12 protein-coding genes are annotated in these 11911 nt (G+C 63.7%); 9 read left to right on the forward strand and 3 right to left on the reverse strand.

From position 1 onward, the window contains the following. Positions 1-53 precede the first annotated feature (53 nt). Entirely contained in the window at positions 54-821 is a 768-nt protein-coding gene (locus tag NKK52_RS27515; protein ID WP_023684283.1) for a L,D-transpeptidase, read from the reverse strand. 229 nt (positions 822-1050) lie between these two features. On the opposite strand from NKK52_RS27515, the gene NKK52_RS27520 reads away from it, so the two are divergent. The 3 genes from NKK52_RS27520 to xylB all read left to right on the forward strand — a co-directional run bounded on the left by NKK52_RS27520 (position 1051) and on the right by xylB (position 4560). Beyond that, a complete protein-coding gene (locus NKK52_RS27520) occupies positions 1051-1674 on the forward strand; it encodes a LysE family translocator (RefSeq protein ID WP_023684282.1) in 624 nt (207 codons plus the stop codon). A 24-nt stretch (positions 1675-1698) separates the two neighbouring features. Next, complete coding sequence (locus NKK52_RS27525) at positions 1699-3024, forward strand: tetratricopeptide repeat protein (RefSeq protein WP_023684281.1); 1326 nt, start codon at positions 1699-1701, stop codon at positions 3022-3024. A gap of 81 nt (positions 3025-3105) precedes the next feature. Beyond that, positions 3106-4560: a xylulokinase gene (gene xylB / locus NKK52_RS27530; RefSeq protein ID WP_023684280.1), complete on the forward strand. Its 1455-nt coding sequence runs from the start codon at positions 3106-3108 to the stop codon at positions 4558-4560. 191 nt (positions 4561-4751) lie between these two features. Here xylB and NKK52_RS27535 read toward each other — a convergent pair whose 3' ends face one another. Beyond that, on the reverse strand, positions 4752-5114 hold the full coding sequence (locus tag NKK52_RS27535) for a nuclear transport factor 2 family protein (RefSeq protein ID WP_023668867.1): 363 nt from the start codon (positions 5112-5114) through the stop codon (positions 4752-4754). A gap of 113 nt (positions 5115-5227) precedes the next feature. On the opposite strand from NKK52_RS27535, the gene xylA reads away from it, so the two are divergent. Both xylA and NKK52_RS27545 read left to right on the forward strand, forming a co-directional pair. Next, positions 5228-6553 (forward strand): xylose isomerase, encoded by a 1326-nt coding sequence (gene xylA / locus NKK52_RS27540; protein ID WP_023684279.1) that lies wholly within the window; start codon positions 5228-5230, stop codon positions 6551-6553. Between the two features lie 205 nt (positions 6554-6758). Beyond that, positions 6759-6962 carry a hypothetical protein gene (locus NKK52_RS27545; RefSeq protein WP_023684278.1) on the forward strand — a complete coding sequence of 68 codons (204 nt, stop codon included), beginning with the start codon at positions 6759-6761 and terminating at the stop codon, positions 6960-6962. A 61-nt stretch (positions 6963-7023) separates the two neighbouring features. Here NKK52_RS27545 and NKK52_RS27550 read toward each other — a convergent pair whose 3' ends face one another. Further along, complete coding sequence (locus tag NKK52_RS27550) at positions 7024-8004, reverse strand: GlxA family transcriptional regulator (protein ID WP_023668864.1); 981 nt, start codon at positions 8002-8004, stop codon at positions 7024-7026. Between the two features lie 78 nt (positions 8005-8082). Between NKK52_RS27550 and bcoG the strand changes: the two genes are divergently transcribed. The 4 genes from bcoG to NKK52_RS27570 are packed head-to-tail and all read left to right on the forward strand — an operon-like array spanning position 8083 to position 11910. Further along, positions 8083-9006, forward strand: a complete 924-nt coding sequence (gene bcoG, locus NKK52_RS27555; RefSeq protein WP_023668863.1) for a 3-dehydrocarnitine:acetyl-CoA trimethylamine transferase BcoG — start codon at positions 8083-8085, stop codon at positions 9004-9006. A 14-nt stretch (positions 9007-9020) separates the two neighbouring features. After that, a complete protein-coding gene (locus tag NKK52_RS27560) occupies positions 9021-9644 on the forward strand; it encodes an HD domain-containing protein (protein WP_023684277.1) in 624 nt (207 codons plus the stop codon). A 2-nt stretch (positions 9645-9646) separates the two neighbouring features. Beyond that, positions 9647-10741 (forward strand): carnitine 3-dehydrogenase, encoded by a 1095-nt coding sequence (locus NKK52_RS27565; protein ID WP_023684276.1) that lies wholly within the window; start codon positions 9647-9649, stop codon positions 10739-10741. A gap of 5 nt (positions 10742-10746) precedes the next feature. Then, positions 10747-11910 (forward strand): acyl-CoA dehydrogenase family protein, encoded by a 1164-nt coding sequence (locus NKK52_RS27570; protein WP_023684275.1) that lies wholly within the window; start codon positions 10747-10749, stop codon positions 11908-11910. The last annotated feature ends 1 nt before the right edge of the window (position 11911 follow it).

Raw genomic sequence — 11911 nt, forward strand, 5'->3', positions numbered from 1 at the left:
CTTGCCGCATCGCGCAACGGGAGTTTCCAGCGGCGCCAAACCGCCGCACAGGATCAGACGACCACGACCGGGTTCTTCTTGGAAACGCGGCTGTAGAGGTCGATGATATCCTGGTTGATCAGGCGCACGCAGCCCGACGACATCGCCTGGCCAATGCTCGCCCATTCCGGCGAACCGTGTATGCGGTAGCCGGTGTCCTTGCCGTCCTGGTAGATGTAGAGGGCGCGTGCGCCGAGCGGGTTGGTGAGGCCACCGGGCTGGCCGTTTTGCCATTTCACCAGTTCCGGCTTGCGCTGGATCATCTCCGGCGGCGGCGTCCAGATCGGCCATTCCTTGCCGTACTGGATGTTGGCGCGGCCGGACCAGCGGAAGCCGTCCTTGCCGATGCCGACGCCGTAGCGGATGGCGTCGCCGCCCTCCTGCACCAGATAGAGCTTTCGCTCCTGCAGATGGACGACAATCGTGCCGGGCGCCTCGCCGGTCTCGTTGACGACGATCTGGCGGCGGAACTCCGGCTTGACCTTCTGATAGGGCACCGCCGGCACTTCGAAGCCGCCATCGTTTAGCGAAGCGTACATGACATCGGGGCCGGTGACGTTCTTGTCGACGCTGATCGCCGGACGGATCGGCCGCACCGAGCCGGTGACCGTGTCATCCAGCTGGAATTGCGGCAGCTCGAGCGTCGAAGTGCTGCAGCCGGCCATGCCGAGCAGCGTCATGGCGCCGGCCCCCGACAGGACGAAGCGGCGGGAATAGAGATGTTCGGTCTCGTTTGCGTCGCCATTTGCTGGCGGCGTCACATTCTGCGGCAACTCACGCATGCACCCAAACCCTACGCTGTCGGCGGGAAACACGGTCCGGCCGGATAGCAGGCAGTTTCGCCAAACATGGTTGAAAAAGGGTGAAGGCCCAACGACCGGCATTAAACTTGTGCCGCCAATAGCCGCAGCGGTCGGGCGAAATGGTCCGCCGTGCATTTTTGGGAGAGGGCTCTTTACATTCCTCCGCACACGAGGATTTATCCTTTTCTTTGCGCTCAAGGAGACAAAGATGTCGTTCGAAAACTGGGCCGCCTTCGCCGCCGCCTCCACCGTTCTGCTCATCATTCCCGGCCCGACCATTCTTCTGGTCGTGTCCTATGCGCTGGGCCAGGGCTGGCGCACCGCCTTGCCGATGGCCGTCGGCGTGGCGCTGGGCGACTTCACCGCCATGACCCTGTCGATGCTGGGCATCGGCGCGCTGCTGGCCGCGTCGGCGACCGTGTTCACCATTCTGAAGCTGATCGGCGCCTGCTATCTGATCTATCTCGGGGTAAAACTATTTCGCGCCGGCGGCGCGCTCAAAGCCGAACCACGCACAGATGCCGTCTCGGCCGCCAAGATGATGGCGCACGCCTGGCTGGTCACCGCACTCAACCCGAAGAGCATCACCTTCTTCGTCGCCTTCCTGCCGCAGTTCCTCAACCGGGAAGCCGATTTCTGGGCACAGATGCTGATCTTCGAAGCGACCTTCCTGGCGCTCGCCTTCGCCAATGCCTTCGGCTACGCGCTGATTGCGGCGCGCGCCCGCAACGTCGTACGCAACCCCAAGGCGATCCGCATCTTCAACCGCACCGGCGGCACGCTGCTGGTCGGCGCCGGGATCGCCACGGTGGCGATGCGCTCGGGCAATTAGGAACTGCGGAGCATCAGGGCCGATATGGCAGTAAGAGATCCATTCGGCCTAATGTTTTCGGGCGCGACCGAGGCCGGGTTTTCACCCTACAGCCAGGCCGTTCATGAATTGCAATGCTTCGTCGGCGACCCGGTCGGCTCCGTTGACCGCGCCATATCGGCGGATCCCGGTTTCGTCATGGCGCATGTCTTCAAGGGGTATCTGTTCGGCCTCGCCACCGAACACGAGGCAATGGCGGTCACCCAGGCATGCCATGCTGCGGCACTGCCGCTTGCCGCGACGCCGCGCGAACAGGCGCATGTGGCGGCCCTTGGCCACCTTGCCGAGGGACGCTGGCATGACGCCGCGCGCCTGCTCGAAGATATCGCCATCGACAACCCGCTCGACGCGGTGGCGTTGCAGGTCGGCCACCAGATCGACTTCTTCACCGGCAATGCCCGCATGCTGCGCGACCGTATCGGCCGCGCGCTACCGTCCTGGCAGAGCGGCATGCCAGGTTATCACGCCATTCTCGGTATGCAGGCCTTCGGTCTCGAGGAGATGGGCGATTATGTCAGGGCCGAAAGTTTCGGCCGACAGGCGATCGAGATCGAGCCGCGAGACGGCTGGGCGCAGCACGCGGTCGCCCATGTCATGGAGATGCAGAGCCGGCAACGGGACGGCATCGCCTGGATGCGCGCCAATCCCGAGGCGTGGACCAAAGAAAGCTTCCTGCAGGTGCATAATTGGTGGCATCTGGCGCTGTTCCACTACGATCTCGGCGAGATCGACGAGGTGCTCAAGCTCTATGACGGGCCGATCTATGGCGAGCGTTCGACGCTGGCGCTGAACATGGTCGACGCCTCTGCGATCCTGTGGCGGCTTTATCTCGGCGGTGTCGATGTCGGCGACCGCTGGGCAGCGCTCGCTGCCAACTGGGCGCCCAAGGCTGGAGCCGGCAATTACGCCTTCAACGATGCGCATGCGATGATGGCATTCGTCGGCGCCGGTCTCGAAGCGCCGGTCAAGATCTTGCTCGAAGCCCAGCACGAGGCGATGCGCGGCAGCGACGACAACGCCGCCTTCACCCGGGATGTCGGCCAGCCACTGACGGAAGGCATCAAGGCATTCGGCGAGGGCAATTACAGCGAAGCGGTGCGCCTGATTCGACCGATCCGCGCCATTGCCCATCGCTTTGGCGGCAGCCACGCCCAGCGCGATGTGATTGATCTCTCGTTGATCGAGGCGGCGTTGCGCGCCGGCGACACAGCGCTTGCCAGGGCGTTGACGGCCGAGCGCGCACTGGTCCGGCCGGACAGTCCGCTGTCGGCGCTGTTTTCGCAACGCGCCGCCAATTTGTCAGAGAATTGACCCGCGGCGGATCTTGTTTTAAAAACTGGCAAGCCAGATTTTTTCGAGACCCGAAAAAATTAATGGCAATGGGAGGAATGCATGTATCTCGGCCTCGATCTCGGCACGTCGGGCGTCAAGGCGCTGTTGATCGATGCCGGGCAGAAGATCATCGGCTCCGGCCATGCTTCGCTTGACGTATCGCGGCCGCATCCCGGCTGGTCCGAACAAAACCCCACGGACTGGATCCGCGCCTGCGAGACGGCCATTGCCGAGCTGAAAGCCTCGCACCCGAAAGAGCTTGCCGCGGTCAAGGGCATCGGCCTTTCCGGCCATATGCATGGCGCCACCTTGCTCGATGCCGGCGACCAGGTGCTGCGCCCCTGCATTCTGTGGAATGATACGCGCAGCCACGCTGAGGCCGCGGCGCTCGATGCCGACCCGCGCTTTCGCCAACTCACCGGGAATATCGTCTTCCCCGGCTTCACGGCGCCGAAACTCGCCTGGGTGAAGAACAATGAGCCCTCCGTCTTCGCCAAAGTGGCGAAGGTGCTTTTGCCGAAGGATTTCCTGCGGCTGTGGCTGACCGGCGAGCATATCTCAGAAATGTCCGACTCGGCCGGCACCTCCTGGCTCGATGTCGGCAAACGGCGCTGGTCCCCCGAGTTGCTTGCGGCGACATCGCTCGACGAAAGGCAGATGCCGTCGCTGGTCGAAGGCACGGAGAAGGCCGGAGCCTTGCGCGCCGAACTGGCCGCCAGCTGGGGCATAGCATCGGGCACCCCGGTTGCCGGCGGCGCCGGCGACAATGCTGCTTCGGCCTGCGGCATGGGCACGGTCGGCGCCGGCCACGCTTTTGTGTCGCTGGGCACATCTGGCGTGCTGTTTGCCGCCAACGCGTCCTATCTGCCCAATCCGGCCAGCGCGGTGCACACCTTCTGCCATGCCCTGCCCAACACCTGGCACCAGATGGGGGTCATCCTGTCTGCGACCGATTCGCTGAACTGGCTGTCGGAGATTTCAGGCAAGAAGGCCGGCGAATTGACCGCCGAACTTGGCGATGTGCTGAAAGCGCCGAGCGGGGTGTCGTTCCTGCCCTATCTCTCGGGCGAGCGCACGCCGCATAATGATTCCGCCGTTCGTGGGTCCTTCACCGGACTGGCGCATGAGTCGAGCCGCGCGGTGCTGACGCAAGCCGTGCTCGAGGGCGTTGCCTTCGCATTCCGGGACAGTCTCGAAGCCCTGAAGACCGCCGGCACGGATTTGACCCGGGTAACCGCGATCGGCGGCGGCTCGCGCTCGCGCTACTGGCTGAAGGCGATCGCTACGGCGCTGCAGGTGCCCGTGGACATTCCGGCCGACGGCGATTTCGGTGCTGCCTTTGGCGCGGCGAGGCTTGGTCTGATCGCTGCAATCGGAGCCGATCCGCTGGCGGTGTGTACGGCGCCGAGGACGGATGCGACGATCGAACCGGATGTCCCGCTTGGCGGGGCGTATGCCGATGCCTATCAGCGCTACCGGGCGCTGTATCCGGCGATCAAGGGCGCCATGGCGTGAGTGAGCGCGAGGCACCCCCCTCTGCCCTGCCGGGCATCTCCCCCGCAAGGGGGGAGATCGGCAGCGTCGGCGGGTATGCCAGTCTTGTAAGGTGGGTGATTAGCGAAGGCGTGGATGCCAGCCAATCTCCCCCCTTGCGGGGGAGATGCCCGGCAGGGCAGAGGGGGGTGTCTCGCGCCACCCTTAATCGATCACTGCGCCGGCACCTTGTCCAGAAACCCGGTGACGCTCTTCAGGCGCCCATTTTCGATAACACCGATATCGGTGCCTTCGATAACCGACGGCACGCCTTCCGGCCCAAGATTCCACGAGAAGCGGATGCGGTCGCCAAACCCGTCCGGCGTACCCTTCAGCGAGAACCGGAAGCCGGCGAAGCGCTGCTGTACGCCGTCGATCAGCCCAGCAACGCCGGCGTGGCCGTCGCCCTGCATGAGCGGATCGCGGTAGCTGACGTCTTCGGTGAAGGTGGCCTTGAGCAGTTCGGCACGGCGATCCGCATCGGCCTCGTTCCAGGCGGTGATGTAGTTCTCGGCGATCGTGTTGAGGTCGGTCATGGTCTGTCTCCTTCGTTGAGTGGCTTTGACACGAGCCTTTTCACCCCAAGCGAGAGCGAAACCAATTACGCCTGAGGTAATCAGGGCGAACTATTCGAGAGAGGACAGAAATCATGAGCAGCGGATTTTTCGGCGACATCAAAGCGATCAAGTATGAGGGGCCGGATTCGACCAATCCGCTGGCCTACCGCTTCTACAATCCCGACGAGGTGGTGGCCGGCAAACGGCTGGAAGACCATCTGCGCTTCGCCGTCGCCTACTGGCATTCTTTCGCCTGGCCGGGCGGCGATCCCTTTGGCGGCCAGACCTTTGACCGGCCCTGGTTTCCCAAGGCTGGCGGCGTCGACACGATGGAACTGGCCAAGCTGAAAGCCGACGTCGCCTTCGAGATGTTCTCGCTGCTCGGCGCGCCCTATTTCTGCTTCCACGACGCCGACGTGCGGCCGGAAGGCAAGGATTTCTCCGAAAGTGCCGCGCGGCTCGACGAGATCGCCGACTATTTTGCCGCCAAGATGAAGAAGACCGGCGTCAAACTGCTCTGGGGCACGGCCAACCTGTTCTCCAACCGCCGCTTCATGTCGGGCGCCGCCACCAATCCCGATCCGGATGTCTTCGCCTATGCGGCGGCGACGGTGAAAAGCTGCATCGACGTCACGAAGCGGCTGAAGGGCGAGAATTATGTACTGTGGGGCGGGCGCGAGGGCTATGAAACGCTGCTCAACACTGATCTTGCTCGCGAGCAGGAGCAGGCCGGGCGCTTCCTCAGTCTCGTCGTCGACTACAAGCACAAGATCGGCTTCAAAGGCACGATCCTGATCGAGCCGAAGCCGCAGGAGCCGACCAAGCATCAGTACGACTACGACGTTGCCACGGTCTACGGTTTCCTCAAGCGCTTCGGGCTGGAGAAGGAAGTGAAGCTGAACATCGAGCAGGGCCACGCGATTCTTGCCGGCCATTCCTTCGAGCACGAGCTGGCGCTGGCCAATGCGCTCGGCGTCTTCGGCTCGATCGACATGAACCGCAACGACTACCAGTCGGGCTGGGACACCGACCAGTTCCCCAACAATGTGCCGGAGATGGCGCTGGCCTATTACCAGGTGTTGCAGGCCGGCGGCTTCAAGACCGGCGGCACCAATTTCGACGCCAAGCTGCGCCGCCAGTCGCTCGACCCGCAGGACCTGCTGATCGGCCATATCGGCGGCATGGATTCCTGCGCACGAGGTCTCAAGGCAGCCGCCAAGATGGTCGAGGACAAGGCGCTGTCGGGTCCGCTGGCCGAGCGCTATGCCGGTTGGAACACGGCCGAGGGCAAGGCGATGCTGTCGGGCAAGCGCTCGCTGGAAGACATCGCCGAGCGCGTGGTGAAGAAGAAGATCGAGCCGCAGCCACGCTCCGGCCGCCAGGAGTTGCTGGAAAACATCGTCAACCGCTACGTCTGAGGGCGGAAAGCCGATTCGTTGTGCTCAAGGGTGGCTGGATAACATTCCGGCCGCCCCGGAATGGGGTTTGCGCAAGACCCTATCCGACGACAAGGGTTTGCCCTTTGGCGCCCCTCAATGACCTCGCTCTTGCCTTCAAACTGCCGTCACGTATCTCGTATAAGGATGCGGTTGTGGCGGGTGAAAAGGAAGGAGGCGAACCGATATGCAGCATGAACGCGAAATCAACGCCCTGCTCTCATCCGGCGAGACCGGATCGATCATCGACCGGCTGATGGCGCTGCCGCGGCCGACCGACAGCGTGAAAAACGAATGGGATCGTGCTGTCAGCAGCCGATTTGAAGTCCGTCTGGCGAGGCAGATGCGCTCGCAGATGGACGCCGGCAGCGATCGACAGAACGCAGCCTGATCTCCCTTTGTCTGTGCATGTCGTAATCCCAAAACCGCGACACACTTTTGGGCGACATGCATCAACCTCGGCGCAGCCTGACCGGGGCTTCGCCGAACGCTCTTGAAAACGCTCTGGAAAATGCCGCGGCGGACGAGAACCCCGTCCGCCCGGCAATATCCGCCATGGCGATCCGCGTGTCGACCACCAGCCGCCGCGCCGCGCCCAGCCGCAGCCTGAGATAATATGCGCCCGGCGTCTCGCCGATCGACTTGCGAAAAATGCTCTCCAATGTCCGCGCCGTCACCCCGGCGCGTTTTGCCACCGCGTCGATGGTCAGCGGCTGGTCGACATGCGATTCCATCAGCCGGATAGCCTGCGCCAGACGCGGGTCGTAGCCGTCGAGCCGGCCGAGCGAGACCAGCGGCTGCGCGTCGGTCGCGGCGCGCGCCTGGTCGTAGATGAAGACGCTGGCGACATCGAGCGCGACGGCCATGCCGAGCCGGGTGCGGATCAGATGCAGCATCAGGTCGAAGGTCGGCGACGCCCCGCCCGAGGTGAACACCGGTCCGTCGATGACGTAGCGGTCCGGACGCACGTCGACGCCGGGAAAGGCGGAGGAAAAATCCTCCATGTCTTCCCAATGGGTGGTGGCGCTGCGGCCTTCGAGGAGGCCGGCGCGCGCCACCAGCCATGTGCCGGCCTCGACGCCGCCGCAGGCGCGAGCCGCGCGGGCCGCTCGCCGTAATCCGGAAAGCAGAGCCGATGTCGCGTAATTCTGGGTGCCGAAGCCGGCGACGACGACAAGCACGTCGGTCGGCTCGGCCGCATCGAAGCGGCCCCTGACCGCCACCGGCAGGCCGCATGTGGTGACCGGCGCCTCGCCGGTGACCGAGACCAGTTTGAAATCGAACAGCGTCTCGCCTGAGATGCGGTTGGCGGCGCGCAGCGGGTCGACGGTCGACGCCACGCACATGATGGACGAGCCTGAAAACACCAGCAGCGTCACCTTGAGCGGCGATCGCTCAGCGCGAAAGATGGTCGGTTTTTCGCTTTTGATCACGAGAGCTTCGTAAATTGCAAAACAGTTTCCGGCAAGTCGGTCATTGTTAGGGTCTGTTTCTATGGGGAGGAGATGTCCATGCCGCTCGCGATGAACCGTGAGGTTTTCATTACCTGTGCCGTGACCGGGTCCGGCGGCTCGCAGGACCGCTCCCCGCATGTGCCACGCTCGCCCAAGCAGATCGCCGATTCGGCGATCGATGCGGCCAAGGCCGGTGCCGCCATCGTCCACTGCCATGTCCGCGACCCCGAGACCGGCAAGCCGCGCCGCGATGTCCATCTCTACCGCGAAGTGACGGACCGCATCCGCGCGGCAGAAGTCGATGTGATCCTGAACCTGACCGCCGGGATGGGCGGCGACATGGTGTTCGGCTCACCGGAAGCGCCGCTGCCGCTCAATGAAAAAGGCACCGACATGGGCGGCGCCACCAACCGTATGGAACATGTGCGCCAGTGCCTGCCGGAAATCTGCACGCTGGATTGCGGCACCATGAACTTCGCCGAGGCCGATTATGTCATGACCAACACGCCCGGCATGCTGCGCGCAATGGGCGGCATGATGACGGCGCTCGGCGTCAAGCCGGAGATCGAAGCCTTCGATACCGGCCACCTCTGGTTCGCTAAGCAGCTGGTCGAAGAAAAGGTCTTGAATCCCGACGCGCTGGTGCAGCTCTGCATGGGTGTGCCGTGGGGGGCGCCGGACGACCTCAACACCTTCATGGCCATGGTTAACAACGTGCCGTCGACCTGGAACTGGTCGGCCTTCGCCATCGGCCGCAACCAGATGGCCTATGCAGCCGCTGCAGTGCTCGCCGGCGGCAATGTCCGCGTCGGTCTCGAAGACAATCTCTGGCTCGACAAGGGCGTGCTGGCCACCAATGCGCAGCTGGTCGAGCGCGCCGCCAGCATCGTCACCAATCTCGGCGCCAGGATTTTGGGGCCGGAGGAAGTGCGCAGGAAGCTCAACCTCACCAAGCGGGCGCCGATCGCAGCGGCTGCTTAAGACGGGAGCGGATCATGGCTACCGTCAAATTCACTGCGATGAAGGATGGCGACAGGCAAGACTATGAGTTCCTGACCGCCCATGAGATCGACTATGCCGCCAGGACCGGCGAGCGGCTGCTCGACGCACTGGTGCAACTCGACGAAGGCCTGTCGGGCTACAAGATCACCAGGCTCGGCCATTCGCTGCAAGCGGCGACGCGGGCCTGGCGTGACGGCGCCGACACCGACTGGATCGCCTGCGCGCTGCTGCACGACATCGGCGACATCTACGCTCCCTACAATCACGACGAACACGCCGCTTCGATCCTGAAACCTTTCGTGCGCGAGCAATGCACCTGGGTGGTGGAAAAGCATGGCGACTTCCAGCGGCTCTATTACGCGCATCATCTCGGCGGCAACCGCCATGCTCGCGACCGCTTCGCCGGCCATGCCTATTTCGACGATTGCGACCAGTTTTGCGAACGCTGGGACCAGTCGAGCTTCGACCCGGACTTCGACACGCTGCCGATCGAATTCTTCCGGCCCTTCGTGCTCGAAGTCTTCGCCCGCAAGGCCTACGACCCCTCCGTGATCCGCTCCGGCGAGCGCGTGCCTCTCATCGACCCCGAAACCGCCAAGACAAGAACCGGAGCCTGACCATGAGCATCATCAACAAGGCAGCCGCCATTGGCGGCGGTGTCATTGGCGCCGGCTGGGTGGCGCGGCTGCTGCTCAACGGCATCGACGTGTCGATCTTCGATCCGGACCCGGAAGCGTCGCGCAAGGTCTCGGAAGTGATGAAGGGCGCGCGCCGCGCCTACAAGCAGATGGTTCCCGGCGGCCTGCCCAGGGAAGGCAGACTGACCTTTGCCAAGACCATCGCCGAGGCGGTGGCCGACGCCGATTTCATCCAGGAGAGCGTGCCGGAGCGGCTCGACCTGAAACACCGCGTGCTGGCCGAGATCGACCTTTATGCGCCGGCGAACGCCATAGTCGGCTCGTCTACCTCCGGCATCAAGCCGACCGACATGCAGGTCGCGATGAAGAAGCATCCGGAGCGTCTGGTTGTCGGACATCCCTTCAACCCGGTCTACCTGCTGCCGCTGGTCGAGATCGTCGGCGGCGAGCAGACGTTCCCCGAAGCGATCGAGGTTGCCAAGGAAATCTATGCCTCGATCGGCATGAAGCCGGTGCTGATCCGTAAGGAGATCGAGGCCTTTGTCGGCGACCGCCTGCTCGAAGCGGCCTGGCGTGAGGCGCTGTGGCTGATCAAGGACGGCATCTGCACCGTTGAGGAACTCGACGACATCATGCGCTATGGCTTCGGCCTGCGCTGGGCGCAGATGGGCATGTTCCAGGTCTATCGCGTCGCCGGCGGCGAAGCCGGCATGCGCCACTTCATGGCGCAGTTCGGGCCGTGCCTGAAATGGCCGTGGACCAAGCTTATGGACGTGCCGGAGTTCAACGACGAGCTGGTCGATCTTATTGCCACCCAGTCGGACGACCAGGCGCACGGCCTGTCGATCCGCGAACTGGAAAAGATCCGCGACGACAATCTGGTCGCGATCATGGATGCTCTGTCGAAACAGAACAAAGGCAAGGGCTGGGGCGCCGGCGCCTTGCACAAGGACTATACCAAGCAGTTGGCCAAGCTGGCGGCGAAGAAGCCGGCCGCATCCAGGGCCGCAGAAAAGGCCAAGGCATCGAAGCCGGTGAAGAAGGCGGAAAAGCCGAAGAAAAAGAAGAAGGGCTGAGGACCATGGATTTCGGTCTTTCGGAGGAACAGAAGCTCATTGTCGAGACGACGCGCGCGTTCGTCGAGAATGAGCTTTACCCGCATGAACGCGAGGTCGAGCGCACCGGCGTGCTGCGCCGCGAGTTGATCGAGGAGATCAAGGTCAAGGCAATCGAAGCCGGGCTCTATGCGGCCAACATGCCGGCCGATGTCGGTGGCGCCGGCCTCGATACGGTGACCTGGCTGCTCTACGAGAAGGAACTCGGCCGCGCCAACTATGCGCTGCACTGGACCTGCGTCGCGCGCCCCTCCAACATCCTGCTCGCCGGCACGCCCGAGCAGCGCGAAAAGTACCTGTTCCCGTGCATCCGCGGCGAGAAGTGGGACTGCCTGGCGATGACCGAGCCCGGCGCCGGCTCCGACCTGCGAGGCATGAAGGCGACCGCGGTGCAGGACGGCGACGACTGGGTCCTTAACGGCACCAAGCATTTCATCTCCCATGCCGATCTCGCCGATTTCGCGATTTGTTTCATGGCTTCGGGCGAGGAAGAAACGCCGCGCGGCAAGCGCAAGAAGATCACCGCCTTCTTCGTCGACAAGGGCACCAAGGGGTTCACCGTGCGCGACGGCTACCGCAACGTCTCGCATCGCGGCTACACCAACGCCATCCTCGAATTCGACGATTGCCGCCTGCCGGCAAGCCAGGTGCTGGGTGAGGTCCACAAGGGCTTCGACGTCGCCAATTCCTGGCTCGGCGCCACGCGCCTGCAGGTCGGCGCCACCTGTCTCGGCCGCGCCGAGCGGGCGCTCGGTCATGCCATCGAATATTCCGCGCAGCGCCAGCAGTTCGGCCAGCAGATCGGCAAGTTCCAGGGCGTGTCGTTCAAACTCGCCGACATGGCGACCGAATTGAAGGCGGCGGACCTGATGGTGTTCGAAGCCGGCTGGAAGTACGATCAGGGCACCGTCACCGATCAGGACATGGCCATGGCGAAGCTGAAGGCTACCGAAATGCTCGCCTTCGTTGCCGACGAAGCCATCCAGATCCATGGTGGCATGGGGCTGATGGACGACCTGCCGTTGGAACGCATCTGGCGCGACGCCCGCGTCGAGCGCATCTGGGAAGGGACGTCGGAAATCCAGCGCCACATCATTTCGCGGGCGCTGCTGCGCCCGTTCGGGGCATAAC

Origin of the sequence: Mesorhizobium sp. C277A (assembly GCF_040324395.1) — a bacterium.
Classification (GTDB): domain Bacteria; phylum Pseudomonadota; class Alphaproteobacteria; order Rhizobiales; family Rhizobiaceae; genus Mesorhizobium.

Bases quoted from the DNA above. Each gene is read 5' to 3' on its own strand.
- NKK52_RS27515 (WP_023684283.1), bottom strand. From the start codon at position 821: ATGCGTGAGTTGCCGCAGAATGTGACGCCGCCAGCAAATGGCGACGCA.
- NKK52_RS27570 (WP_023684275.1), top strand. From the start codon at position 10,747: ATGGATTTCGGTCTTTCGGAGGAACAGAAGCTCATTGTCGAGACGACG.
- xylB (WP_023684280.1), top strand. From the start codon at position 3,106: ATGTATCTCGGCCTCGATCTCGGCACGTCGGGCGTCAAGGCGCTGTTG.
- NKK52_RS27525 (WP_023684281.1), top strand. From the start codon at position 1,699: ATGGCAGTAAGAGATCCATTCGGCCTAATGTTTTCGGGCGCGACCGAG.
- xylA (WP_023684279.1), top strand. From the start codon at position 5,228: ATGAGCAGCGGATTTTTCGGCGACATCAAAGCGATCAAGTATGAGGGG.
- NKK52_RS27535 (WP_023668867.1), bottom strand. From the start codon at position 5,114: ATGACCGACCTCAACACGATCGCCGAGAACTACATCACCGCCTGGAAC.
- NKK52_RS27520 (WP_023684282.1), top strand. From the start codon at position 1,051: ATGTCGTTCGAAAACTGGGCCGCCTTCGCCGCCGCCTCCACCGTTCTG.
- NKK52_RS27560 (WP_023684277.1), top strand. From the start codon at position 9,021: ATGGCTACCGTCAAATTCACTGCGATGAAGGATGGCGACAGGCAAGAC.
- bcoG (WP_023668863.1), top strand. From the start codon at position 8,083: ATGCCGCTCGCGATGAACCGTGAGGTTTTCATTACCTGTGCCGTGACC.
- NKK52_RS27545 (WP_023684278.1), top strand. From the start codon at position 6,759: ATGCAGCATGAACGCGAAATCAACGCCCTGCTCTCATCCGGCGAGACC.
- NKK52_RS27565 (WP_023684276.1), top strand. From the start codon at position 9,647: ATGAGCATCATCAACAAGGCAGCCGCCATTGGCGGCGGTGTCATTGGC.